Source organism: Streptococcus sp. A23 (assembly GCF_043674155.1).
Lineage (GTDB): Bacteria > Bacillota > Bacilli > Lactobacillales > Streptococcaceae > Streptococcus > Streptococcus suis_V.
Window position 1 is genome coordinate 16,734 of the sequence record NZ_JBIMJP010000009.1, and the last position, 24,866, is coordinate 41,599.

Below are 24,866 nucleotides of genomic sequence, written 5' to 3' on the forward strand. Positions count from 1 at the left end.
TCGACCTTTTCACTCTACTTTCCTTGTATCGGGGCAAGATGGGCTTTATATTACATCCAGAAAAGACGCTAATAATAATTTGAAGAAACTCAAAAAACCTTGACAAAGCAAGGTTTTTTCTAATCTTTATACGTTCAGGACCTTATCCAGGAAGTCTTTGAGACGTGGGTGTTGTGGGTTGTCGAAGATTTGTTCGGGTGTGCCGTCTTCAAGGAATTCACCGCCGTCTGTAAAGATGACGCGGTTAGCAACCTTGCGGGCAAAGCCCATCTCGTGCGTAACAATCAACATGGTCATGCCTTGCTCAGCTAGGTCTTTCATAACGTTGAGTACGTCGCCGACCATTTCTGGGTCAAGGGCAGACGTTGGTTCATCAAAGAGCATGATGTCTGGGTTCATAGCCAGCGCGCGGGCAATAGCTACACGCTGTTTCTGACCACCGGACAGGCTATCTGGCATAGCGTCACGCTTGTCTGCTAGACCGACTTTTTCCAGTAATTCCATGCCGACTTTCTCAGCTTCAGCCTTATTCAATTTTTTATGTTCGATAGGAGCAAAGGTGATATTTTCTAAGACGGACATGTGTGGGAAGAGGTTGAAGTGCTGGAATACCATTCCGACATTTTCACGGAAGGCATCAACATCTGTTTTAGGGTCAGTCAGATTGTAACCATCTACCATAACATGACCACTTGTGATGGATTCCAGGAGGTTGAGTGTACGAAGGAAGGTTGATTTACCAGATCCAGAAGGACCGATAATGCAGACAACATCCCCCTCGTAGAATTTTGCAGAGACGCCTTTCAAGACCTCGTTTTTCCCGTAAGACTTGTGCAGGTCTTCAACATTGATTTTTAATAAAGCCATTATTTGCCTCCTTTTTCAAGTTTACGTGCCAAGCGAGTCAAGAGGGTGATAACCACCAAGTAGATGATAGCAAGGATTGCATACATACGGAAGGATTGGTAGTTACGGGCAATGATAATCTTACCAGCTTGGAAGAGTTCGACAAGACCAATCGCAGAGATGATGGTCGTATCTTTCAATGTAATAACAAATTGGTTGATGAAGTTTGGCAGCATGATTTTACCGGCCTGTGGTAGGATAATCTTGCGCATGGTTGTCCCGTAGGAAATACCCAAACTGCGTGATGCCTCCATTTGTCCCGCAGGAACGGCTTGAATACCACCGCGGACAATTTCTGCGATATAGGCACCGGAGTTAAGCGATAGGGCAATGGTACCGGCTACGAAGTCGTTGATTGGTGATTGTTGACCAGTCATGGATTCAATCAAGTTTGGAATACCCCAGAAGATGAAGGCTGCAACAATCATCAACGGAATACCACGAACCACATCAACGAAGACGGATGAGATAACACGAAGGGCCTTGATTGGGCTCACCGCAAACATACCAAAGATAATACCGATGACGATAGCAATGGCAAACGACAAGAGAGCCAAACCAACAGTAATACCAAGACCAGACAGGAGCTGACCGTAGTTGTTTTTCAAGAGACCAAAAATGGTGGTTTCATCAACTGTTTCAGTGGCTAAGCTTGGTGTTGTCTCTTCTTTGGTATTGAAGTATTTGTTGAAAATCTCATCGTATTTGCCTGATTCTACCAATGCAGCCAAGCCATTGTTGAACATTTCAATCAGTTCAGGATTGCTGCCTTTTTTCACAGCAAATCCGTATTCACCAGATTTTTCACCTGGGATTGGAGTAGCGAAGTCACGACCTTGTTGGATAGCGTAGAGGAGGACCGCTTCATCATCCATGAGGGCGTCAATTGAGCCAGAGTTGAGACTGTCGTACATGCCAGAAGCCTCGTCGAAGGCCTTCAAAGTATAACCGTACTTGTCTTTGTTGCTTTCCAAGAAAGTGTAAGACGCTGTACCGTTTTTGGCACCGACTGTCTTGCCTTTGAGATCTTCATAGGATGCAATGTCACTGCCGTTTTTAACAGCCAGTAGGATATTTGACGAGTAGTAGGCATCTGAGAAATCAAAGATTTCCTTACGAGCGTCAGTAATCGACATACCAGCGATAACGGCATCTGCTTGACCAGCTTGGACAGCGTTAAGGGCTGCATCGAAACCAGGATTTTGGATAGTGATGGTGATTCCTTGTTGCTCCGCAATGGCCTTGATCAATTCCATGTCAATGCCGACGTACTTACCAGACTCGTCCTGGTATTCAAATGGGGCAAATGATGAATCTGAAACGATCGTGTAGCTTGACTTGATAGGGTTTGCTTTTTTAGTAGCATCACCAGATAATTTCAAGCGAGATGAGTAGTTCTGCGTATCAGCAGAGGCGGTAGCTGCACCAAACCATTTATTCATGATTTTTTCGTAGGTACCGTCTTCTTTCATAGCTGCAAGAGCCTTATTGAAATCATCAACGAGGTACTCATATTGGCTTCCTTTTTTAACAGAGAAACCAAATGATCCAATTGGTTCGCCAGGGATGTCCAAGCTCAGGTCTTGCCCTTGTTGGATAGCGTATTGGATAACCGCCTCATCGTCCATAGCAGCGTCAATAGCGCCAGTGGAAAGACTGTTGTACATTGTGTCCCCTGTGTCGAAGGTTTTGATAGTAAAACCGTACTTGTCCTTGTTTTCTTCGAGGAAGGTTTGAGAAGCAGTACCGTTTTTAACACCAACTGTCTTGCCTTTGAGGTCTTCATAGGAAGAAATCTTGTTAGACTTGGTTGTTGCAATGATAATCTTCGTATCAAAGTAGGGGTCTGAGAAGGTAAAGACCTTTTTGCGGGCTTCGGTAATGGTCGTACCAGCCATGAGGGCATCGGCCGAACCAGACTGGACCGCATTGACAGCAGCATCAAATCCTGGGAAGGATTGATTCATTTTCCAATTTGAACGTTTTGCAACTTCGTTGATAATATCAACATCTAATCCTTTATAAGTTTGGTCAGAATCTTTAAATTCAAATGGTGCATAGGCATTGTCAAAGACGATATCGATCGTATCATCTGCCTGGACACCTGTAAAAATAAAGAAGACCGGCAAAATGCTTGCCAATAGCATGAATAATTTTTTCTTCATTTATATACTCCTTCTATTATAAAATAACTTTCCCATTGTATCATATTATGAAAATTAATGCAAAATCGAGGTTTTTATAATGTTAGAATTTCTGACATACAGAGTCAGTGAATTGTGAGAAAATTTAATATTTTAGGACAATTGATTTTGAGTAAGTTCAAGCGGACTTGTGGTAAAATAGAATAGTGAAAGGAATGGGTATGATTGTTCGTTATAGCAGATGGAAATCTTTGTTGGCCTTGGGTCTGAGTTTGTTTTTTGGCTTGCCATTGTCTTATCTAACGGTTGATTTATTTATCAGTTTATGGGGAGAAGATGTAGCGACAGTGATCTTCGGTGGGATTTTATTTTTACTGATCTTTGGCATTCCAACCTTGGCTTCACATCTGGTTATTATCGTTTCTATACAGCGCCTCTTTTTTGGATTAAAAGCATTTGAACTGACAGAGAAGCACTTTGTTCTCTATCGGGGAATATTTCGAAGAAAAGCTGTGTCCATTCCTATAAACGAAATTGAGTTTATCTGCCTAGAAGAACAGACACTAGGAGCAGGCTTGAGCCGTCTTTTTGGAAATGTTTCTGAAAAAACAGTAGTATCTGTAGGGAAGACAATCGCATTTGCGACTGGGGATAAAACGAGTGCAAGGGCCAGTTTGTCGGACACCTACACGCACTTATTGATATTATTTCATGACAGTGAGCGAGCTGTCTTTTATGCTAAACAATATGGAATTAAGATAAAGAATTTATTGAAATATACGGCGGCAACTTCGATTCTTGATGTTGAACCCGGCCCAATTGAGCATTTTTCCGAAGAGATGTTGCAAGATTTACTAGAAGAAAGAAAACTGAGCAAATGATTAATCGAAATACTGAAAACCAATTTAAACTAGTGTCCAAATATTCACCGTCTGGTGACCAGCCCCAGGCCATTGAAACCTTGGTGGATAATATCGAAGGGGGCGAAAAAACTCAGATTCTCATGGGGGCGACTGGTACGGGTAAGACCTACACCATGAGCCAGGTCATTTCCCGTGTCAATAAGCCCACTCTGGTTATCGCCCATAACAAGACCCTAGCTGGTCAGCTCTACAGTGAGTTCAAGGAATTCTTCCCAGAAAATGCGGTAGAATACTTCGTGTCTTACTACGATTACTATCAACCAGAGGCTTACGTGCCTTCATCAGATACCTATATTGAAAAAGATAGCTCGGTCAATGATGAAATTGACAAGCTTCGTCACTCAGCGACCTCGGCTCTTCTTGAACGCAACGATGTCATCGTTGTTGCCTCCGTTTCCTGTATCTACGGTCTCGGATCGCCCAAGGAGTATTCGGATAGCGTAGTCAGCCTGCGTCCGGGTCAAGAGATTTCGCGCGATGAGTTGCTCAATAGTCTGGTAGATATTCAGTTTGAGCGCAACGACATCGACTTCCAACGGGGGCGTTTCCGTGTCCGTGGCGATGTGGTGGAGATTTTCCCGGCTTCTCGAGATGAACACGCCTTCCGTGTGGAGTTTTTCGGTGATGAAATCGACCGCATTCGTGAGATTGAAAGTCTGACTGGCAAGGTATTAGGCGATGTTGACCATTTGGCGATTTTTCCCGCTACTCACTTCGTGACCAACGACGACCACATGGAAACGGCTATTGCCAAAATCCAGGCGGAACTGGAGGAGCAGCTCAAGGTCTTTGAGGCTGAGGGCAAGCTCTTAGAAGCTCAGCGATTGAAACAGAGAACCGAGTATGATATTGAAATGCTACGGGAAATGGGCTACACCAACGGAGTTGAGAACTATTCACGACACATGGACGGGCGAAGCGAGGGCGAGCCCCCATACACCCTGCTGGACTTTTTCCCTGAAGATTATCTCATCATGATTGACGAGAGCCACATGACTATGGGGCAGATTAAGGGGATGTACAACGGTGACCGCTCACGGAAAGAGATGTTGGTCAACTATGGTTTCCGTCTCCCGAGTGCACTAGACAATCGTCCGCTGCGCAGGGAAGAATTTGAGAGTCATGTTCATCAGATTGTCTATGTCTCAGCGACGCCGGGTGACTATGAGATGGAGCAGACAGAGACCGTTGTCGAACAGATTATCCGGCCGACCGGGCTCTTGGACCCTGAAGTTGAGGTTCGTCCAACCATGGGGCAGATGGATGACCTCTTGGGCGAAATCCATGCGCGTGTTGACAAAGGCGAGAGGACCTTTATCACTACCCTGACCAAGAAAATGGCAGAGGACTTGACCGACTACCTGAAAGAAATGGGCGTTAAGGTCAAGTATATGCACTCGGACATTAAGACTTTGGAGCGTACGGAGATTATCCGTGATCTTCGCTTGGGCGTCTTTGATGTCTTGATAGGGATTAACCTCTTGCGTGAAGGGATTGACGTGCCAGAAGTCAGTCTGGTTGCTATTCTAGATGCTGACAAGGAAGGTTTCCTCCGTAATGAACGAGGGCTCATCCAGACAATCGGTCGGGCAGCTCGTAACTCTGAGGGCCATGTGATTATGTATGCGGACAAGGTCACCGAGTCCATGCGGAAGGCTATGGACGAAACCGCCCGCCGTCGTCAAATCCAGATGGCTTATAATGAAGAACATGGCATCATTCCACAGACCATTAAGAAAGAGATCCGTGACCTGATTAGTGTAACTAAGGCCATTGCCAAGGAGACGGAAGAAGTAGTTGACTTTGACAGTCTCAACCGTGACGAACGTAAGGCCATGATTAAGAAGCTGGAGGCTCAGATGCAGGAAGCAGCAGAAGTGCTTGACTTTGAACTGGCAGCCCAGATTCGGGATATGGTCATTGAACTCAAGAACAAGTAGAAAAGTAATAGAAAATCAGATCAAGGGGTATCGATTAGATACTCTTTTTTCTATATTTTTACAGGAAGTAGTGTCTACAAGTTCATGCTGAAAAATTCTTTCGATTTTTGATTCAAATTAGTCTTTGCTTTGGCCTTCTCCAGATATAAGAGTCTGACTTGCTTTCAGTAAGTTTTTAAGATGAATGTAGGGGGAAACAGATTTGTTTCGTAAGCAACGATTTAGTATTCGTAAATTTTCAGTAGGAGCCGCATCAGTCTGTGTGAGTCTATTTTTAGGTGGTCAGATTGTTAACGCCGATAGTTTGCCAACTGAAAATCCAGCAACAGTTGCGGTGAGCAACCAGGATGTGCAGGCTGAGGTGGTAGCACCTGCGGTAACAGAAAATCAAGAACCGGCTATATCAGTAGAAGTTTCTGTTGAAACTGAGACAGAACCGGTAATTGAAGTGCCAGCACCAGCGGAAATTCCTGTAGAACAGCCACTTGTGGTTGAGGAAGTACCAGGAGAATCAGATCCTGAGCTAATTCTTTATCACAATCAATATAATACCATGTCTACCTTGCCAGGTACTGAGTATGCAACAGCTAAGTTCCCATTAGATCCTAATGAAAAACTGTTTGAAGAGGATATTCCCTATGTTGAGCCAGTAACTGCAGGCGACGGAGCAATATTATAGAGTTGCAAGATGATACTCCTGAACAAAAGATGTTTGATGCGACGACAGGTCACTATACAGCACAGTTCAGCGTTGACTTGACAAAAGAAAAGCCAAGTGACTAGATTGTTATCGATCAATCAACGTTATGGGCAAATGGTTACGGGGATATTCTGACAAATACGACGGTAAGAAATTTGACCATTTCTGACCTTGGTTCACTGATGGTTGGTACAACGCGTTACGCTCGTACTAGTGCCTATTCTCGTGCGTAAAATCCACAAATGGCTGTATTCAATAGAAACGACTAAGGTTGGTTTGACCAGCAAAAATTGGCCATGCAGGAATTGGTGACCATGTCTAACCGAGCGTCCGTCTTGGGAGCGATTAGCCCGAGTGACCGCTACACTTTTGGCACGGTTATCCCGGCCTGTATGTATGCGGAAGCCAAGGCTATCATGCTCAGAAGTGAGGCAATTTACGCAAAAATCGGTAGTACAACTGCCTCTGATGCAACTTTAAATCGCGTCAAAGATCTCTTTGCTAGTTTGACAAACCGCTATAATGTCTACATGAACCGTAGCGATTTGGTCACTAAGGAAGATTTGATCAAGATTTATGGCAACTTCACAGTTAAAAATAGTGCTATTGACAATTTCTATAATTTCTACCAGACCATGCCAGACGCCGCCAAATCACAATACGGTCTTATCAAAATTTATGACGACCCCTATGGCTTTGGTGGAAATACCCTTGGATATGATGCTACTATCAATATGAATAATGCCGGTTTCAAAGGTGGTGTTATCGATGTGGAGAAAGGTCAATTTACCTGGGAAACCTATGTCATGGCTCACGAGCTCGGTCACGTTGTAGATGCTTATTCGGAAGAGACGGTACAGATCAATAATTTTTCAAGTGAGCAAGCATTCCAACCGATGGAACTCCAGTCATTGTTGCACCAGAAGAGAAAGTCATTACCAAGGTACACAGCCGGTAGTTGAGACAGTGATGATCGAGTATGGTACTCGCTATGAGTCAGATTCTACTAAACCTGTGGGCTACTATAGTGAGACTGGTGGTGTTGACGGCAGTGAGACGACAACCACAACTTATAAAATTGACGCAGTCACTGGCGAAGTAACAGCGACAAGTACAACTACAATTATCGAACCAATTGCCAAAGTTATCATTATCGGCAGTCAACCGGCGCCAGTCGAAGAGACCCCAGTTGATGAACCAGCAGTTGTCACCCCAGAAGACGAACCACAGGTAGAAGCTCCGGTTGAGGAACCTCAGGTAGATACGCCAGTTGACGAACCAGCCGTTATAACACCAGCCGACGAGCCAGTTGTTGTAGCTCCAGTCGACGAACCGCAGGTTGAAACACTGGTTGAGGATTCAATTATCACAGCAAAAGGCGACAGCGTTACACATGAATTACCAGAGCTTGACATTACAGCCATTCTAAGTCAGGGTCACATTTTACCTACTGAAATCTTGCAAGAAACAACAGTTACTCCAACAATTTCGCATCTAGTTGGTGGTGGTGCTGCAGCTGGCGGTTCAGCAGAGGAAACCAGCATCTCATCCCAAGGAACTGGTAACACTGAACAATCTGTTAGCAATCAATCCTCAGGACAAACTGCTAAAACATTGCCGAATACTGGACAAGTAGATGCTTTGACATCTCTTGGACTTGTAGTGGGAATGCTTGGATTTGGTTTAGTGAAAAGAAAAAAAGCTGAACTCGGCTAAAATATATATTTATTATGATGGGAAGTTGACCTTGTGTCAGCTTCTTTTTGGTTTTCTGCTCCTCGATTTATTATCAGTGTAGAAGGTTGAATAAAGCTAAGCCTTGTCTTCTTGGATTTTTCATGTTTCCGCTATATTTTTTCTTTTAAATCAACTATAATAGAATCATGAAAGTTTTACTCTATTTGGAAGGCAAGACAGTTCTGGAAAAATCAGGGATTGGTCGGGCCCTCCACCATCAAATGGAAGCCCTGGACATGGCTGGAATTCCCTATACGACGGACCTTTTAGGGGATTATGATGTCATTCATATCAATACCTATGGGCCACGTTCCTGGTTGCTTTTGCACGCTGCCAAACGTCATGGAAAGAAGGTCATCTTGCACGGGCATTCGACCAAGGAAGATTTTCAAAATTCCTTTATCGGATCCAATCGCCTGGCGCCATTTGTGGGAAAATATCTGGCCAGCATGTACCGAAAAGCAGATTTTATCATTACCCCGTCAGAGTATTCTAAGCAGCTCATCCAATCCTATGGGGTGACAACTCCAATCGTTGCCGTGTCCAATGGGATTGATTTGAACAAGTACAAGAAAGATGCTCGCAAAGAGGCTGTTTTTCGGGATTATTTCGGTATTAAAGAGGGACAACCAGTCGTGGTCTGTGCCGGGCTTTATTTCCGCCGCAAGGGCATAGAGGATTTTGTCAAGGTGGCTGAAAAGCTTCCCCATGTGCGCTTCATTTGGCTGGGCTCTATCAATAAATGGATGATTCCATCCTATATCCGGAAAATTGTAGAAGGAGCTCATCCGCCTAATGTCGAGTTTCCTGGTTACTTCAAGGGTGCTGTTTTTCAGGGGGCAATGAGCGGAGCGGATGCCTTTTTCTTCCCATCCTATGAAGAGACGGAAGGGATTGTCGTCTTGGAAGCTCTAGCCAGCCACCAACATGTTGTGCTGAGAGATATTCCAGTTTATGAAGGCTGGATTGATGAAACAAGTGCTGAATTGGGCAAGACTGTCGATGATTTTGTCCAATCCATTCAAAATATCTTAGATAAAAAAGTAGACAAGCGCGAGGCAGGTTATCAGGTGGCAGTTAGTCGCTCGATGGACAATGTAGCCCACCAGCTAGTAGAAGCCTATCGCCAAGTCATGGAGTTGTAAATGCGTATTGGATTGTTTACAGATACCTATTTTCCGCAGGTTTCGGGGGTTGCGACGTCTATTCGGACCCTGAAAACGGAGCTGGAAAAACTAGGTCATGCAGTATTTATTTTTACGACCACTGATGAGGGTGTCAACCGCTATGAGGATTGGGATATTATCCGCATTCCTAGTGTGCCCTTCTTTGCCTTTAAGGACCGTCGAGTGGCCTATGCTGGCTTTGTGGATGCCTTGAAAATTGCCAGCCGTTACAAGCTGGATATTATTCATACCCATACGGAGTTTTCTCTGGGGATTTTGGGGAAATTGATTGCCAAGGAATTGGGGATTCCAGTTATTCATACCTACCATACCCAGTATGAGGACTACGTCCACTATATTGCTAAGGGGAAAATTATCCGCCCTAGCATGGTCAAGTATATCCTCAAACCCTTCTTCCGTGACCTTGATGGGATTATCTGTCCCAGCGAGATTGTAGAAGATTTGCTGAATAAGTATCAGGTTCCTATTTCCAAAAGGGTCATACCGACAGGAATTGATTTGGCCAAGTTTGACCGACCTGAGATTTGCCAAGAGGATATTGATGAACTGAGGCATCAACTGGGGATTGCTAAGGATGAAACCATGCTGCTCAGCCTGTCTCGTATCTCCAATGAAAAAAATATTCAGGCCCTTGTCAAGGCCATGCCGGCTATTTTGGCTGAAAATCCCAAGGTCAAGCTGGTTATCGTTGGTGGTGGTCCTTATGCGGGAGAGTTGCAGGAGATGATTGACCGCATGCAGATGGCCAGTCATATTCAGATGACGGGCATGATTGCGCCGAGCGATACTGCTCTATACTATAAGGCGGCTGATTTCTTTATCTCGGCATCGACCAGTGAAACCCAGGGTCTGACTTTCTTGGAAAGCCTGGCATCAGGCACTCCAATCCTAGCCCATTCGAATCCTTATTTGGATAATTTGGTGACGGACAAGATGTTTGGAACTCTCTTTAAGCGGGAAAAGGACATAGCAGATGTGGTCATTGATGCAATTTTGGCGACGCCAAGCATGAATGCCTACTTGCTGGAGAAAAAGCTCTATGAAATTTCCGCCAAGAATTTCGGTCACCGAGTTTTTGAGTATTACCTGGATTTGAAAATTTCCCATGATTTCCAGAAGGAACACACCAATCAAGACAGTGTGGCAGAAGTATTGCTCAAGGGAGCGGTCACCTTACCAGCCAAGGCCGTTGTCAAATCAACCGACACCACAGCTCGCATTCTCAGAAAATCAGTTGCTCAGGTCAAATCCGTTCGTAATTTCTTTGATTAGGAGGGATGAAAATGAAGAATTCAGGAAAAATCTTTTGGTACATCTTGCCTACTTTGCTGGTCTATTATCTGGTGCCGGTGCTGATTATGTATTCTCCGCTGGATGACTATACTATAAAAGGGATTTTGATTAACTTAATTATCATCTACCAGCCGGTCTTTATTTTACTTGTATCGACAATCTATTCAATAAAAAACGGCTTTTCCTGGTGGTTTCCACTGCTACAAGGCTTGCTTTATCTGCCAGTCGATACCCTGATTTTTCCAAATGCAGAGGGCTCAGAAATCTACGTTATTCCTTACATTCTCATAGGTTTTCTCGGAGTAGGAGTAGGGGTTTTGATGAGGAAGATGCTTGGAATTGGAAAATCTAGAAATTCTCGCAAAAATCCTTGAAAAATCCGAAAATCCTGCTATAATAACTGTTAGAGACTTATCCATTCTAGGAAATCTTTGAGAGAGTGCGCGGTTGCTGTGAGCGCATAGAGGATAGGATGGACACTACTCGGTATGATTTTATGCAAACATAAAAGGGTGGTTCCCTTATCGCCATTCTGAGGTCATCAGTTTTTTTGAGCTGGTGATGAATGAAGGTGGAACCACGTTACGACGTCCTTTTGTGAGGATGTCGTATTTTATTTTGGAGGAGTAGTTATGCTACCTGATGACTTATTAAAACGGTGCCAAGATGTGCGAATAGCCTATAGAGAGTTGGAACTCAAGCACCATGACAAAGAATGGTCTATTGAAGAGGACCTCTTGGCCTTGACCAATGATATTGGCAACATGAACCGTCTGATTATGACCAGGCAGGGTCGTTACTATGACGAAACGCCCTATAGCTTGGAGCATAAAATGGCTGAAAATATCTGGTGGTTAATCGAATTAGCTGACCGCCTAGATATTGATATTCAAAAAGAAATGGAAACCTTTTTAACTCAGAAAGAAGAGTTATTGGGGATTAAAAAATAAATAAAAAATAGAAAGGACTAGGGTCTCCGTATTTGGTTGAACTGAATACGGGCTACGGACTGGGCCAAAAAGATAAACGAGAACTAGACGCTTGCGTCGTCGTTCTGTTTCCTATTTTGTCTGTGTCCGCTTAACGCCCTTTATATCTTATATTATGATTAAAATTACTTTCCCAGATGGTGCTGTTCGTGAGTACCAAGCTGGTGTGACTACTTTTGAAATTGCTGAGAGCATCAGCAAGTCTTTGGCGAAAAAGGCGCTTGCTGGTAAGTTCAATGGTAAATTGATTGATACTACTCGTGCTATTGAAGAGGACGGCACGCTTGAAATCGTAACACCTGACCATGAGGATGCCTTAGACATTTTGCGTCACTCAGCAGCTCACTTGTTTGCCCAAGCGGCTCGTCGCCTTTTCCCAGACATTAAGTTGGGTGTTGGTCCAGCTATTCAAGACGGTTTCTACTATGACACGGACAATGCGGCTGGTCAGATTTCAAATGAAGACCTGCCACGTATTCAGGAAGAAATGATGAAGATTGTCAAGGAAAACTTCCCTTCAGAACGCTGTGAGGTGACCAAGGAAGAAGCTCTTGAGATTTTCAAAAATGATCCCTACAAGTTGGAATTGATTCAGGAACATTCTGATGACGAAGGCGGTTTGACCATCTATACCCAGGGTGAATACGTTGACCTCTGCCGTGGCCCACACGTTCCGTCAACAGGTCGTATCCAGATTTTTGAATTGCTCAATGTGGCAGGTGCTTACTGGCGTGGTAAGAGCGAAAATCCAATGATGCAACGGGTCTATGGTACAGCTTGGTTTGACAAGAAAGACCTCAAGGCTTACCTTCAAATGCGTGAGGAAGCCAAAGAGCGTGACCACCGTAAACTTGGTAAGGAATTGGATCTTTTCATGATTAGCCAAGAAGTTGGTCAAGGTTTGCCATTCTGGTTGCCAAACGGAGCAACTATCCGTCGTACCTTGGAGCGTTACATCACAGATAAAGAGTTGGCTTCTGGTTACCAGCACGTTTATACGCCACCGTTGGCTTCTGTTGAGCTCTACAAGACTTCAGGTCACTGGGAGCATTACTCAGAAGATATGTTTCCAACCATGGACATGGGCGACGGTGAGGAGTTTGTTCTTCGTCCGATGAACTGTCCGCACCACATTCAAGTTTACAAAAACCATGTGCGTTCTTACCGTGAATTGCCAGTACGTATCGCTGAGCTTGGTATGATGCACCGCTATGAAAAATCTGGTGCTCTTACTGGTTTGCAGCGTGTACGTGAGATGACGCTCAACGACGGTCATATTTTCGTGACACCTGAGCAAATCCAAGAAGAGTTTAAAAAAGCTCTCCAGTTGATTATCGATGTGTACGCAGATTTCAACCTAAACGACTACCGTTTCCGCCTGTCTTATCGTGACCCAGAGGACAAAGAGAAGTACTATGACAACGATGAGATGTGGGAAAATGCCCAGCGTATGTTGAAGGGTGCCATGGATGAAATGGGCGTGGACTACTTTGAGGCTGAGGGTGAAGCTGCCTTCTACGGTCCGAAATTGGATATCCAAGTCAAGACTGCCCTTGGTAACGAAGAAACCCTGTCAACCATTCAGTTGGACTTCCTCTTGCCAGAACGTTTTGGCTTGACCTACATTGGTGCTGACGGCGAGGAGCACCGCCCAGTCATGATTCACCGTGGTGTTATCTCGACCATGGAACGCTTCACTGCCATCTTGATCGAAACCTACAAGGGTGCCTTCCCAACTTGGTTGGCTCCAACCCAAGTGACTATGATTCCAATCTCTGTGGAAGCTCATTTGGACTATGCTTGGAAGGTTGCAAAAGAATTGCAAGACCGTGGCGTTCGCGTACACGTGGATGAACGTAACGAGAAGATGCAATACAAGATTCGTCAGAGCCAGACTAGCAAGATTCCATACCAGCTCATCGTTGGTGACAAGGAAATGGAAGACAATGCTGTCAACGTTCGTCGTTACGGAAGCAAGGCAACACAAACTCAATCTGTCGCAGAATTTGTGGACCACATCTTAGCAGATATTGCCCGCAAGTCACGTCCAACTGATGCTGAATAATAACTATAAGGAGAAGTCCGAAAGGGCTTCTTTTTTGATAGCGAAAAACTCCCAAGTTTTCAAAATAGAGTAGACTAGGTTTCTTTAGAAAGCTGATTGTCATTTTACTGGACATTCGTTTCAGAAATCTCTTTTAAAATTTTTAAAAACTTATTGGCGACCCTGGATTGATTGTTTTGTTTTTTCCAGAGAACTTGTAGAGGGTCATGGTTACCTTCTTGTAATTTTATAAATTTTAGTTGGCTATATTCATCAGTCAGGACAATGCCGTTCAAGCAAAGTGCAACACCAACACCTGCTTTGACAAGAAGAGCAGCATTATATAGAAGATTATAAGTTGCAACAATGCGATAATCACCAACTTTATCTAGTTCTTCAAAGGTGATGTTGGGCTGAGCAGATACTATCAGTGGATATTTGATTACATCATGAAGTTTTGGGGTCTGAAGAGTGGCTAAGGGATGATTTTTTGGAACAAGTATCCCCCAAGAATCTCTATTTGGAAGAGGTAAGTGATTATATTTACTTTCATCAAAAGGACCAAAGGTTATACCGATATCAATATTGCCTTGGTCTAAATATTCTTGTACATAGTCAGCGTTACCACTAAGAATGTGTACTTTAACTTCTGGATAAGTAGTGGTCAATTTTTTAACGGCTCGTGCCATGATATCCAGAGATTGGCTTTCCGCGGCTCCAATACTAAGTTCACCCGAAATACCATCGTTTCTACGGATGTTATTTTCTGTTTTATTGACTAAGGATAGAATTTCTATGGCGCGATTGTAAAGGTAACGCCCGTCTTCGGTTATCTGAATTTCTCGGCTACTACGATCGAAAAGCTGAGTTTCTAATTCTGTTTCCAAGTCTCGAATTTGTCGAGAAAGGGTTGGCTGTGTGATATGCAAGGCCTTGGCGGCATTAGATATAGATTTGGTTTGTACGATTGTGACAAAGTAATTAAGAACACGGATATCCATTACTATCTCCTAGTGTTTTTTTTTAGAATTATTATACCACAACATATGCCTTACAGGCATACGTAGAACATAAAACAAGTATTTGATTATGGTTTGTGTTTGTAATAAAATATCTAAAGAAAACAGGAAAGGAAACAGTAACTAAAATAAGGTATGAAGTATGCATCAAGAAATTAAATCGTTTATTGAAACAGGAGAAATCATTAAAAAAGGAGACATTGTTTACGAACTTATTCACGAAATTACTGCTGTAACCTTACCGCTTATAGAAAAATTGAATACAGAAGTCCAAAGCGAAGCAAGTAAACGTGACTTGCTGGAAAAAATCATGTGTAAGAAGTTGGATGATACAACGTCAATTGCATTGCCTTTCCGAACGGATTTCGGACGCCATATTTCCATTGGTAAGGAAGTTTTTATCAATACGGATGTGATGATGACAGATTTAGGTGGGATTGTTATTGAGGACAAGGTCTTGATTGGTCCTCGTGCTATGATTATCTCAGTTAATCACCCTCAAGAATCATCACAGCGACGGGGCTTAATTTTGAAATCCGTCCATATTAAGAACAATGCTTGGATTGGTGCGGGAGCAACTATATTACCAGGGGTGACGGTTGGTGAAAATGCTATAGTAGGTGCTGGAAGTGTTGTGACAAAGGATGTACCTGATAATACAACTGTTGCAGGTGTACCTGCTAAAATTATAAATACAAATCATTAATTTTTGGAAGGAAATATTAAATTGAAAATTGCTATTTTTGAAAAAGCTGGGTCAATGATTATCGAAGAGGTTAATAAACCAACGATTCAAGCACCGGATGACGCCATTATAAAAATTGTCCGTGCCTGTGTTTGTGGTTCGGACCTCTGGTCATACTCTCATGGGGATGGTAAAGAAGGTTATTCTGTCAATTCTGGACATGAGGCACTTGGTATTGTTGAAGAAGTTGGTCCCGAAGTGACAGATATTCATCCCGGAGATTTTGTCATTGTACCCTTTACACATGGTTGTGGTGAATGCGATGCCTGCCGTGCTGGATTTGACGGCACTTGTGATAATCATGTAGCTCCGACCAACTGGGGAAACGGTTACCAGGCAGAATACCTGCGTTTTCACTATGCAAACTGGGCACTGATTAAAGTACCTGGTCAGCCATCTGATTACTCAGAAGATCTGCTGAAGTCTTTACTGGCCTTGGCAGATGTCATGCCTACAGGATATCATGCTGCGAGGGTAGCACAAGTGAAACAAGGCGACAAGGTCGTTGTGATTGGAGATGGCGCTGTCGGTCAATGTGCCGTTATTGCTGCTAAAATGCGAGGTGCGTCTCAAATCATTATGATGAGCCGTTATGAAGATCGTCAGAAATTAGCCCTTCAACTGGGTGCAACTGCTGTTGTTGCTGAACGTGGTGAGAAAGGTATTGCAAAGGTGCGTGAAATTTTAGGTGGAGGAGCAGATGCTGCCCTTGAGTGCGTTGGTACAGAATCTTCTATTGAGCAGGCACTGGGGGTCCTTCATAATGGTGGTCGTATCGGCTATGTTGGTATTCCTCACTACAATAACCGTCCGATTGGCTCGACGTTTTCACAGAATATTTCCTTCGGCGGTGGTTCAGCATCGGTCACTACCTATATCAAAAATGAATTACTCGAAGCCGTCTTGGATGGAAGGATTAACCCTGGTAAAGTTTTCACAAATACCTATGATTTCAGTGAAATTAACCAAGCCTATCAGGATATGGCGGATCGTAAAGTGATTAAATCTATGTTGATTGTTTCTGAGTAACCGTTATCTCATAAATTCGTTCGCTCAAAAATCTCGAATATTATCAGCACGATTTTGTCCTTCAACATAGTCATTTTCTATCAACTAGCAGAACGATTTTGTAAATCAGCGAAGTCCGAAAGGACTTCTTTTTGCATAGAAAAAAACTCCCGAAAATCAGGAGTTGTCATTCTTATTCAATACTGCTTGCCCAAGACTTAGCCACGTAGCGTGATAGGCTGGAAATGGCGAAGTTGATGAGGAAGTAGATGAGGGCAACCATGAGATAGAGAGCAAAGACCTGCTCGGCCTCAAAGTAGCGTCCCATGAGGATTTGGCTGGAGCCAAAGAGTTCCTGGAGGGCAATAACGGAATAGAGGAAACTGGTGTCCTTGATGACCGTTACGATTTGTGAAATGATGGCTGGCAACATCTTGCGAATGGCCTGTGGCATGATGATATAAATCATAATCTGGACAGGTGTGAATCCTTGCGCCAGACCAGCCTCTGTTTGACCTGGACCAATGGCATTGAGACCACCGCGGATGATTTCTGCCATAGCAGCGGTCGTGAAAATGGTAAAAGCTGTAATACCAGCTGGCGTTGACTTCATCTGAAATACCAAGAAAACAGTGAAAATCCAGAGCAGGTTGGGTACGTTACGGACAAATTCGATATAGATCGTTGCAATCCACTTGAAGAGTGGATTTTTTCCATTTCGCATGATAGCCAAAATCATTCCGAAGAGGACAGATAGGACCACAGAGATGCTTGAAATGTAGAGAGTTAGCTGCAAACCAGACCAGAGCAATTGGAAGGTCGATGGTTTGAGAAGTTCTGAAATAGTATTCATCATAGACCTCCTTAATGACTGAAGGCAGCCTTGTTTTTCTCTTCAATCCGGCGTCCCCAGCTAGCAACTGGGAAACACATGATAAAGTAGAGAAAGGCCGCGCCTGCAAAGGCTGGAATGTAGTTGGCATTCATGGCAGACCAGGACTTGGTCATGAATATGATGTCTGCACCAGAGATAATAGCGACCGTGGCCGTATTTTTAATCAAGTTAACCACTTGGTTGGTTAATGGTGGAAGAATGGTTGGTATAGCCTGTGGCAAGATGATGATGCGCATAGTCTCGCTGGCAGTAAAGCCTTGAGATAGGGCAGCCTCAGTCTGACCAGTCGGTACTGCCTCGATACCTGCACGGATAACTTCGGCAATATAGGCACCGTGGTAAAGCCCGACACAGATAACCGCTGTCCAATAGATAGATGGCATGAGCACATAGTTGGAAATCAAGGGCAGACCGTAATAGACAATCATGAATTGCACCAAGAGTGGTGTGTTTTGGTAGTATTCAACATAAATACGGGCCAACAATTTGAGTGATTTTTTCTTGCTGGATGATAGGCTACCGAAGAGAATTCCTAGCAGCATGGCCGTGATAAAGGCACCGATAGAAATAGCTAGGGTAAAGAGGAAGCCTTGGAAAAAGACTGGAAAATCATTGAAGTAGCTCAGCCAGTTTTCCCAAGCATAGGGGCTAGTTGCAAAAACAAACATAACCGTTCCTTTCTAGTATGTAGTAGTAGGTGGTTGGATGTGAGTCTCGGCTCACTTGCTGTGGTTCGAGTCAGCATCTCAGCACAATGGTTGATTGGCGGTTTCGTTCGCGTTTTACGCTCCGAACCAGCCCTAACGAATGATATGAACTGTGTTCGTTCAATTTCCAACCTCCAAAGGTTCCCCGTACCTTGGAGCTGTGCGGGGGAGGGAGTAAAACGGTCTGGGAATAGACCGTTTTAGCCTGAACCTAGAAACTCGAGAGTTCAGACGAACTCTCTTTCCCTTAGTCGAGTTCTTTCCCGCTCCCTATTCATCTGTTTCAGTGACAGGTTTGAGTCCGTTGGCATCGTAGATAGCCTGTAGACTGCCATCCGCTGTCCATGTTTCGATGAGACCGTTTAAGTAATCATTAAGGTCGTTATTGGATAATTTAGTCACAATGCCGTAGTCCGATGCTGAGAAGCTGAAGTCCATGAGCTTAGACTGGGAACCAATATAGCCTGACAGGATAGACTGGTCTACTGAGAAGGCATCTGTGCGATGGGCACGGAGAGAAACAGAGAGTTCAGGATAAGAACCCAATTCTGCGAAGGTTACGGAAATGCCGTGCTTATCAGCTAAATCAGAAATTAGTTTTCGTGTGATAGAGCCTTGGGCAACCCCGATGTTCTTACCGTCCAAATCCTTGAAGGTCTTGATACCAGAATCCTTATTAACCAGGAAGCCGACAGCGTCTGTATAGTAAGGGCTGGTAAAGTTATAGAGGAGTTTGCGTTCTTCCGTGATGGTGAAAGTCGCGATGACCATGTCGACCTGCTCGTTGTCTAGAAGTGGACCACGGGTCTGTGCTGTAACTGGTGTAAATTCGATATCTACGCCCAGTTCTTGTGCAATTTTGCGGGCAATGTCAATTTCCATTCCTTCAAATTCGCCAGTGTCTGGATTTTTAAAACCAAAGTTTGGTACGTCTTGTTTGACGCCGACACGGAGAACACCACGGTCAATGATAGCCTGGACCTGGTCGCTGCTGACAGCTTGAGCAGGAGTTTCAGTCTGCACCTTGGTTTGACTGAAAGCAAAGAGGAGGACCACACCAATCAAGAGCATCCGAATGGCGAAAAATAAATTGATTTTCTTTGTATCCATAGGCACCTCCTAGATCTTAACCTTATCTGATTCGTGGTTGATAATCTTGCTGAGGAACTGCTTGGCGCGTGGTTCTGTTGGATTGTCGAAGAAGCCATTGACGTCGGTCGTATCCACCAAAACCTCGCCCTCTGCCATGAAGATGATACGATCAGCCACCTCACGGGCAAAGCCCATTTCATGGGTTACAACAATCATGTTCATGCCGTCGCGGGCCAATTTTTGCATAACTGCAAGAACATCACCGATGGTTTCAGGGTCAAGGGCAGAAGTTGGCTCATCAAAGAGCAGGAGTTCTGGGTGCATAGCCAGTCCACGGGCGATAGCCACACGCTGCTTCTGTCCACCAGAAAGCATAGCTGGATAAGAGTTCTTGCGGTCCCAGAGGTTTACAAATTCTAGGTATTTCTGCGCAGTCTTCTCTGCTTCTGCCTTGTCAATGCCCAAAACCTTGATAGGGGCTAGGGTAACATTTTCTAGGACTGTCTTATGAGGATAGAGGTTGAAATGTTGGAAAACCATGCCGACCTCTTTGCGGAGAGCAACTAGTTCCTTGGTAGATGAACCAGATACGGTGTGGCCGTGTACCACCAATTCACCGTCTTCTACAGACTCCAGTCCATTGATGGTACGAATCAATGTGGATTTTCCAGAACCAGAAGGGCCGAGGAGTACAACAACCTGACCAGGTTCAAATTCTAAGTTGATATTGCGTAGGGCGTGGTAGTCGCCGTAATATTTATTAACATTCTTAAACGATACTAATGACATGAGAATCTCCTTTATCTAACGCGATACTAAGCATCATATCATTGCAAAGATTAAATGTCAAGTATATTCTGACAATTTAAGAATTCTATATGTTAGAAAATATAACATAGAATAGCGGGATAGATTTTAAACATGAATTTTCCAGATAAGTTATGATATAATAGAAGAAATAAATAAAAGGTATAAGTAATATGAAAAAAATTCTAGTTGTAGATGATGAGAGACCCATCTCGGATATTATTAAATTTAACATGACCCGTGAGGGCTATGAGGTCGTGACAGCTTTTGATGGTCGCGAGGCCTTAGAAGTATTTGAAGCGGAGTTTCCGGACATTGTCATTCTGGATTTGATGTTGCCAGAGTTGGATGGTTTGGAAGTGGCCCGTAACATTCGCAAAACCAGCAATGTGCCCATTATTATGTTGTCTGCCAAGGATAGCGAATTTGACAAGGTTATTGGCTTGGAAATTGGAGCGGACGATTATGTGACCAAGCCTTTCTCTAACCGTGAATTGCAGGCCCGCGTCAAGGCTCTACTTCGCCGGAGCGAGTTGACAGAGACCCAGTCCATTCCTGTAGTGGCTGGCAAGGCGGAATTGGTCATTGGAGACCTGGTGATTTTGCCCGATGCCTTTGTTGCCAAAAAACATGGTAAGGAATTGGAATTGACCCACCGGGAGTTCGAGCTGCTCTATCATCTGGCCCAACACATTGGTCAAGTCATGACCCGCGAGCACTTGCTGGAAACAGTTTGGGGCTATGATTACTTTGGTGATGTCCGGACGGTAGACGTGACGGTTCGTCGTTTGCGTGAGAAAATCGAAGACATTCCAAGCCGCCCTGAATACATCTTGACCCGCCGTGGCGTCGGATACTTTATAAAAGCCAATGATTAATCAACTGCGTTACCTGATAACGACCTCGGAATTCTGGTTTATTGTCATCAGTATTGGCTTTGTGATTGCCATTACTGTTCTCTTGATTGAGAATTACCGGGACAATAAGCAGATTAAACAATTAAATGAACGTGTTAAGTCGCTCATGGAAGGAGATTATGCGGATGTTCTGGATCTAAGAGGTAGTCCGGAAATTACGGATATGACCAACTCCTTGAACGATTTGTCTGAAATGATTCGTCTAACGCATGATAATTTGGAACAGGAAAAAACACGCCTCAGTTCCATTTTGTCTTATATGAGTGATGGTGTTGTGGCAACCGATCGAATGGGGCGCATCATTATGATTAACGACATGGCCCAGAAACAATTAGGTCTGAGCGTACAGGAGGCGACGCAATCAGATATCTTGGATGTTTTGGACCTCCAGGAGGAATACAGTTTTCGTGAATTGCTGGCTCAGACACCGGAAATTGTGCTTGAGCACACCAATGAAAACCAGGAATTTATTACCCTTCGGGCCAATTTTGCAACCATTCGGAGCGAAAGCGGTCTAATTTCAGGCTTGGTTGTCGTCTTGCATGATATGACCGAGCAGGCCAAGGAAGAACGGGAACGCCGTCTCTTTGTCTCAAATGTCAGCCATGAATTGCGTACACCTTTGACATCTGTCAAATCCTATTTAGAAGCCCTGGATGAGGGGGCGTTGACGGAATCAGTTGCACCAAGTTTTGTTAAGGTATCCTTAGATGAGACCAACCGCATGATGCGAATGATTACCGATTTGTTAAGTTTGTCAAGGATTGATAATCAAGTCGGTGAAATGGATGTTGAATTGATTAACTTTACAGCCTTTGTGACCTTTATTCTCAACCGTTTTGATCAGATGAAGCATTCTGATTCTGATAAAGTTTATACCATTGTTCGTGATTATCAAATAAGTCCAATCTGGGTCGAAATTGATACAGATAAGCTGACCCAAGTTTTGGATAATATCTTAAACAATGCCATCAAGTATTCACCTGACGGTGGGACTATTACCTTTAGTATGAAAACGACAGATAGTCAGTTGATTGTTTCAATTTCGGATGAAGGCTTGGGCATTCCAAAGGCTGATTTACCAAGGATTTTCGACCGATTCTATCGTGTAGATAAGGCTCGTTCACGCGCCCAGGGTGGTACTGGTCTAGGTTTGGCCATTGCCAAAGAAATTGTCAAGCAACACAAGGGATTCATTTGGGCCAAGTCAGAATATGGACATGGTTCGACCTTTACTATTGTCTTGCCATACAGTAAGGAAATTGCTATGGATGAGTGGGATGACACTCTTGAGGAAGAATAGGAGTTATGACGGAAGTAGGTTTTAAATATAGTATTTTGGCGTCGGGCTCCAGCGGCAATTGTTTTTATTTGGAGACGCCTAAGAAACGAATTTTGGTGGATGCGGGGCTTTCTGGTAAGAAGATTACCAGCCTTTTGGCAGAAATTGACCGCAAGCCAGAAGATATTGATGCGATTTTAGTCACCCATGAGCATAGCGACCATATCCATGGTATCGGTGTTCTGGCACGTAAATATGGTATGGATATTTATGCCAACGAATTGACTTGGCAGGCAATGGAAAGCAAATTGGGTAAGATTGATGTGGCTCAAAAACATATCTTTGAATTGGGTGCCATGAAGACCTTTGGTGACCTAGATATAGAGTCTTTTGGTGTCAGTCATGATGCGGCCTGTCCTCAATTTTATCGCTTTATGAAGGATGATAAGTCCTTTGTCATGTTAACGGATACTGGCTATGTCAGCGATCGAATGGCTGGGATTGTAGCCAACGCAGATGCCTATTTGATTGAGTCTAACCATGATGTTGAAATCTTGCGTGCGGGTTCTTACTCTTGGAACCTCAAACAACGGATTTTGTCTGATAAGGGCCACCTTTGTAACGAGGATGGGGCAGATGCCATGATTCGCTCACTAGGAAATCGGACTAAAAAGATTTACCTTGGGCATTTATCAAAGGAAAACAATATCAAGGAATTGGCTCACATGACCATGGTTAATCAGTTGGCGCAGGCTGATTTAGGAGTTGGAGTGGATTTCCAGGTCTATGATACCTCGCCAGATACAGCGACACCCTTGACCAAGATTTGACAAATTCATTGAACTTGTTTAGAATAAATATATAAAATACGTGAGGTGAAGTTACATGAATAATTAAGCTACTTATTAGTCGTTCTTAAAACTTGTTGTGAGGTTACATGAACCGACGATACAAGGGATAATACTGCTCATAAGGGCTTACTATTCATGTGACTTTTCCATAGGGAAAGGTCATGTTTTGCATGGCTTTTTTGCATGCACTTTTCAAAGATATAAGTCCTTATACGAAGAAAAGAGGTCTATATGGAAATGATAAAATGTATTCAATTAGAGAAGGAATTTGCGGGACGTAGTTTGTTTACAATCCAGCAGTTAAGCCTTCAAGCTGGTCAAAAGGTTGGTTTGGTTGGAAATAATGGTGTTGGCAAGTCTACTTTTTTGAAAATCTTACTAGGACTGGATAGGGATTTTGCTGGTCAGATTGAGGTAAAAGCGGATTGGGCCTATGTCCCACAATTACAAGAGGTTACTTGCCTTTCAGGCGGGGAACAGGTTTGGAAGTCTATTCAAGAGGCTTTTGCCCAAAGACCGCAGTTGTTAATCATGGATGAACCGACTGCCAACTTAGACCAAGAACATCAGGAAAAGCTGATTAAACAAATCAAACGTTATCGTGGCAGCCTATTGGTTGTCAGCCATGATCGGCATTTTCTCAATCAAATAGCCAGTCACATTTGGCATTTAGAAGAAGGAACTATTCAGGTTTATCCTGGGAATTACGAGGCATTTGTAGAAAGTCGCCGAGCTAGGCGAGAGGGGCAGCAGGAGGCCTATGAAGCCTATCAGAAAAAAGTCACTCAACTAAAAAAAGCCCAGCAAGAGCGTCAGGCAAAGGCTCAAAAGATGGGGAAGAAAAAGAAAGGTTTTTCATCGTCCGAGTGGAAGGTTAATGCCATGATGGGTTCCTATGACAGTCAAGCCAAGTCTATGGCCAAGACTGCCAAGCATTTGGAAAAACGGATGGAGCGTTTGGAAAAGGTTGAACAACCTAGAAAGGAAACGTGGGTAAAGATGGAAGCGAAAGGTGCCTTGGATACTGGTCTTCACAGTCTCTTTCGCTTGCAGGATGGACAGCTGTGGATTGGGGAAAAGTATTTATTTGATTTTCCTCAGCTTGGTATGACTTTTGGGGATAAACTAGCTTTGGTTGGGTCAAATGGCTGTGGAAAAACAAGTTTTGTTCGGAAATTGATTTCAAAAGAATTAGAAGGCTATTACAATCCAAAATTAAAAATTGCTTATTTCTCCCAAGATTTGACAAGTCTCAATGAAGAAGAAACAGCCTTTGTGAATGCTAGCTCGACATCGCTTCAAGATAAGGTAACGGTTCTCAATTTATTGGGCATGTTGGGACTCTCTTACGATAAGGCCCAGCAGAAGGTGGCAAATCTGTCTGGTGGTGAACGTGTTCGGGTTTCCTTGGCCAAGGTCTTGTTATCGGATGCAAATCTTTTGATAGTAGATGAGCCAACAAATTATTTGGATATTACAGCTATCGAAGCTCTGGAGAAATTTTTGCAGGAATACCAGGGAAGTGTGCTCTTGATTTCCCATGATCAGCGGTTTGTTGAGAGTGTTGTGCACAGAAAATGGTTGGTTGAGAATTGTCAGCTTGTTCAACGTTTATAGAGAAAATATTATTTGAATCGACAGTTGGGTTTCAAAAATATTTTTCGCCTGTGGTATAATAAG

At 43.7% G+C, this 24,866-nt stretch carries 23 protein-coding genes; 16 read left to right on the forward strand and 7 right to left on the reverse strand.

Annotated elements, in window-relative coordinates; translation table 11 throughout:
• Positions 1–126: 126 nt before the first annotated feature.
• Both ACHBIE_RS06280 and ACHBIE_RS06285 read right to left on the reverse strand, forming a co-directional pair.
• Positions 127–867: an amino acid ABC transporter ATP-binding protein gene (locus tag ACHBIE_RS06280; RefSeq protein ID WP_105110775.1), complete on the reverse strand. Its 741-nt coding sequence runs from the start codon at positions 865–867 to the stop codon at positions 127–129.
• Positions 867–3,071, reverse strand: a complete 2,205-nt coding sequence (locus tag ACHBIE_RS06285) for an ABC transporter substrate-binding protein/permease (RefSeq protein WP_105122688.1) — start codon at positions 3,069–3,071, stop codon at positions 867–869. The genes ACHBIE_RS06280 and ACHBIE_RS06285 overlap by 1 nt, the downstream gene beginning before the upstream one ends.
• 194 nt (positions 3,072–3,265) lie before the next feature.
• Here ACHBIE_RS06285 and ACHBIE_RS06290 point away from each other — a divergent pair, with 194 nt between their 5' ends.
• From ACHBIE_RS06290 to thrS, 10 genes are all read left to right on the forward strand, one after another.
• Entirely contained in the window at positions 3,266–3,931 is a 666-nt protein-coding gene (locus tag ACHBIE_RS06290; protein ID WP_394732969.1) for a hypothetical protein, read from the forward strand.
• A complete protein-coding gene (uvrB, locus tag ACHBIE_RS06295) occupies positions 3,928–5,913 on the forward strand; it encodes an excinuclease ABC subunit UvrB (RefSeq protein WP_105122690.1) in 1,986 nt (661 codons plus the stop codon). The genes ACHBIE_RS06290 and uvrB overlap by 4 nt, the downstream gene beginning before the upstream one ends.
• 202 nt (positions 5,914–6,115) lie before the next feature.
• Positions 6,116–6,592: a YSIRK-type signal peptide-containing protein gene (locus ACHBIE_RS06300; protein WP_105122691.1), complete on the forward strand. Its 477-nt coding sequence runs from the start codon at positions 6,116–6,118 to the stop codon at positions 6,590–6,592.
• Positions 6,593–6,909: 317 nt separating this feature from the next.
• Complete coding sequence (locus tag ACHBIE_RS06305; RefSeq protein ID WP_161943360.1) at positions 6,910–7,575, forward strand: hypothetical protein; 666 nt, start codon at positions 6,910–6,912, stop codon at positions 7,573–7,575.
• Between the two features lie 7 nt (positions 7,576–7,582).
• On the forward strand, positions 7,583–8,329 hold the full coding sequence (locus ACHBIE_RS06310) for an LPXTG cell wall anchor domain-containing protein (protein WP_161943361.1): 747 nt from the start codon (positions 7,583–7,585) through the stop codon (positions 8,327–8,329).
• 167 nt (positions 8,330–8,496) lie between these two features.
• Positions 8,497–9,495, forward strand: a complete 999-nt coding sequence (locus ACHBIE_RS06315) for a glycosyltransferase family 4 protein (RefSeq protein ID WP_105122693.1) — start codon at positions 8,497–8,499, stop codon at positions 9,493–9,495.
• Positions 9,496–10,809: a glycosyltransferase family 4 protein gene (locus ACHBIE_RS06320; RefSeq protein WP_105122694.1), complete on the forward strand. Its 1,314-nt coding sequence runs from the start codon at positions 9,496–9,498 to the stop codon at positions 10,807–10,809.
• A gap of 11 nt (positions 10,810–10,820) precedes the next feature.
• Complete coding sequence (locus ACHBIE_RS06325; protein ID WP_105122695.1) at positions 10,821–11,204, forward strand: hypothetical protein; 384 nt, start codon at positions 10,821–10,823, stop codon at positions 11,202–11,204.
• Positions 11,205–11,462: 258 nt separating this feature from the next.
• Positions 11,463–11,780: a MazG-like protein gene (locus ACHBIE_RS06330; RefSeq protein ID WP_105122696.1), complete on the forward strand. Its 318-nt coding sequence runs from the start codon at positions 11,463–11,465 to the stop codon at positions 11,778–11,780.
• Positions 11,781–11,934: 154 nt separating this feature from the next.
• Positions 11,935–13,884 carry a threonine--tRNA ligase gene (thrS, locus tag ACHBIE_RS06335; RefSeq protein WP_105122730.1) on the forward strand — a complete coding sequence of 650 codons (1,950 nt, stop codon included), beginning with the start codon at positions 11,935–11,937 and terminating at the stop codon, positions 13,882–13,884.
• Between the two features lie 104 nt (positions 13,885–13,988).
• On the opposite strand, the gene ACHBIE_RS06340 is transcribed toward thrS, so the two are convergent.
• On the reverse strand, positions 13,989–14,864 hold the full coding sequence (locus ACHBIE_RS06340; protein ID WP_394732970.1) for a LysR family transcriptional regulator: 876 nt from the start codon (positions 14,862–14,864) through the stop codon (positions 13,989–13,991).
• A 172-nt stretch (positions 14,865–15,036) separates the two neighbouring features.
• Here ACHBIE_RS06340 and ACHBIE_RS06345 point away from each other — a divergent pair, with 172 nt between their 5' ends.
• On the forward strand, positions 15,037–15,588 hold the full coding sequence (locus ACHBIE_RS06345; protein WP_394733008.1) for a DapH/DapD/GlmU-related protein: 552 nt from the start codon (positions 15,037–15,039) through the stop codon (positions 15,586–15,588).
• 21 nt (positions 15,589–15,609) lie between these two features.
• The gene (locus tag ACHBIE_RS06350) at positions 15,610–16,656 is read left to right on the forward strand and encodes a zinc-binding dehydrogenase (protein ID WP_394732971.1); all 1,047 of its coding nucleotides are present in this window, start codon (positions 15,610–15,612) and stop codon (positions 16,654–16,656) included.
• A 172-nt stretch (positions 16,657–16,828) separates the two neighbouring features.
• On the opposite strand, the gene ACHBIE_RS06355 is transcribed toward ACHBIE_RS06350, so the two are convergent.
• The 4 genes from ACHBIE_RS06355 to ACHBIE_RS06370 form a co-directional block, all read right to left on the reverse strand.
• Positions 16,829–17,488: an amino acid ABC transporter permease gene (locus ACHBIE_RS06355; RefSeq protein ID WP_105110789.1), complete on the reverse strand. Its 660-nt coding sequence runs from the start codon at positions 17,486–17,488 to the stop codon at positions 16,829–16,831.
• A gap of 11 nt (positions 17,489–17,499) precedes the next feature.
• On the reverse strand, positions 17,500–18,198 hold the full coding sequence (locus ACHBIE_RS06360) for an amino acid ABC transporter permease (RefSeq protein WP_394719763.1): 699 nt from the start codon (positions 18,196–18,198) through the stop codon (positions 17,500–17,502).
• Positions 18,199–18,507: 309 nt separating this feature from the next.
• On the reverse strand, positions 18,508–19,347 hold the full coding sequence (locus ACHBIE_RS06365) for a transporter substrate-binding domain-containing protein (RefSeq protein WP_105122700.1): 840 nt from the start codon (positions 19,345–19,347) through the stop codon (positions 18,508–18,510).
• Between the two features lie 9 nt (positions 19,348–19,356).
• Entirely contained in the window at positions 19,357–20,118 is a 762-nt protein-coding gene (locus tag ACHBIE_RS06370; RefSeq protein WP_105110792.1) for an amino acid ABC transporter ATP-binding protein, read from the reverse strand.
• A 191-nt stretch (positions 20,119–20,309) separates the two neighbouring features.
• Between ACHBIE_RS06370 and yycF the strand changes: the two genes are divergently transcribed.
• The 4 genes from yycF to vga(F) all read left to right on the forward strand — a co-directional run bounded on the left by yycF (position 20,310) and on the right by vga(F) (position 24,803).
• Positions 20,310–21,014 (forward strand): response regulator YycF, encoded by a 705-nt coding sequence (gene yycF, locus ACHBIE_RS06375; protein WP_105122701.1) that lies wholly within the window; start codon positions 20,310–20,312, stop codon positions 21,012–21,014.
• Positions 21,007–22,356, forward strand: a complete 1,350-nt coding sequence (gene vicK / locus ACHBIE_RS06380) for a cell wall metabolism sensor histidine kinase VicK (RefSeq protein ID WP_394732972.1) — start codon at positions 21,007–21,009, stop codon at positions 22,354–22,356. The genes yycF and vicK overlap by 8 nt, the downstream gene beginning before the upstream one ends.
• Positions 22,357–22,361: 5 nt before the next feature.
• The gene (locus tag ACHBIE_RS06385; protein ID WP_394732974.1) at positions 22,362–23,165 is read left to right on the forward strand and encodes an MBL fold metallo-hydrolase; all 804 of its coding nucleotides are present in this window, start codon (positions 22,362–22,364) and stop codon (positions 23,163–23,165) included.
• A gap of 252 nt (positions 23,166–23,417) precedes the next feature.
• Positions 23,418–24,803: an ABC-F type ribosomal protection protein Vga(F) gene (vga(F), locus tag ACHBIE_RS06390; RefSeq protein WP_394732976.1), complete on the forward strand. Its 1,386-nt coding sequence runs from the start codon at positions 23,418–23,420 to the stop codon at positions 24,801–24,803.
• The last annotated feature ends 63 nt before the right edge of the window (positions 24,804–24,866 follow it).

Excerpts from the sequence above, each read along its gene's own strand:
- ACHBIE_RS06365 (WP_105122700.1), bottom strand. The coding sequence starts at position 19,347 with ATGGATACAAAGAAAATCAATTTATTTTTCGCCATTCGGATGCTCTTG.
- ACHBIE_RS06370 (WP_105110792.1), bottom strand. The coding sequence starts at position 20,118 with ATGTCATTAGTATCGTTTAAGAATGTTAATAAATATTACGGCGACTAC.
- ACHBIE_RS06305 (WP_161943360.1), top strand. The coding sequence starts at position 6,910 with ATGCAGGAATTGGTGACCATGTCTAACCGAGCGTCCGTCTTGGGAGCG.
- ACHBIE_RS06285 (WP_105122688.1), bottom strand. The coding sequence starts at position 3,071 with ATGAAGAAAAAATTATTCATGCTATTGGCAAGCATTTTGCCGGTCTTC.
- ACHBIE_RS06325 (WP_105122695.1), top strand. The coding sequence starts at position 10,821 with ATGAAGAATTCAGGAAAAATCTTTTGGTACATCTTGCCTACTTTGCTG.
- ACHBIE_RS06340 (WP_394732970.1), bottom strand. The coding sequence starts at position 14,864 with ATGGATATCCGTGTTCTTAATTACTTTGTCACAATCGTACAAACCAAA.
- yycF (WP_105122701.1), top strand. The coding sequence starts at position 20,310 with ATGAAAAAAATTCTAGTTGTAGATGATGAGAGACCCATCTCGGATATT.
- ACHBIE_RS06280 (WP_105110775.1), bottom strand. The coding sequence starts at position 867 with ATGGCTTTATTAAAAATCAATGTTGAAGACCTGCACAAGTCTTACGGG.
- ACHBIE_RS06310 (WP_161943361.1), top strand. The coding sequence starts at position 7,583 with ATGATCGAGTATGGTACTCGCTATGAGTCAGATTCTACTAAACCTGTG.
- thrS (WP_105122730.1), top strand. The coding sequence starts at position 11,935 with ATGATTAAAATTACTTTCCCAGATGGTGCTGTTCGTGAGTACCAAGCT.
- uvrB (WP_105122690.1), top strand. The coding sequence starts at position 3,928 with ATGATTAATCGAAATACTGAAAACCAATTTAAACTAGTGTCCAAATAT.
- ACHBIE_RS06360 (WP_394719763.1), bottom strand. The coding sequence starts at position 18,198 with ATGTTTGTTTTTGCAACTAGCCCCTATGCTTGGGAAAACTGGCTGAGC.
- ACHBIE_RS06315 (WP_105122693.1), top strand. The coding sequence starts at position 8,497 with ATGAAAGTTTTACTCTATTTGGAAGGCAAGACAGTTCTGGAAAAATCA.
- ACHBIE_RS06320 (WP_105122694.1), top strand. The coding sequence starts at position 9,496 with ATGCGTATTGGATTGTTTACAGATACCTATTTTCCGCAGGTTTCGGGG.
- vicK (WP_394732972.1), top strand. The coding sequence starts at position 21,007 with ATGATTAATCAACTGCGTTACCTGATAACGACCTCGGAATTCTGGTTT.
- ACHBIE_RS06290 (WP_394732969.1), top strand. The coding sequence starts at position 3,266 with ATGGGTATGATTGTTCGTTATAGCAGATGGAAATCTTTGTTGGCCTTG.
- ACHBIE_RS06330 (WP_105122696.1), top strand. The coding sequence starts at position 11,463 with ATGCTACCTGATGACTTATTAAAACGGTGCCAAGATGTGCGAATAGCC.
- ACHBIE_RS06385 (WP_394732974.1), top strand. The coding sequence starts at position 22,362 with ATGACGGAAGTAGGTTTTAAATATAGTATTTTGGCGTCGGGCTCCAGC.
- ACHBIE_RS06355 (WP_105110789.1), bottom strand. The coding sequence starts at position 17,488 with ATGAATACTATTTCAGAACTTCTCAAACCATCGACCTTCCAATTGCTC.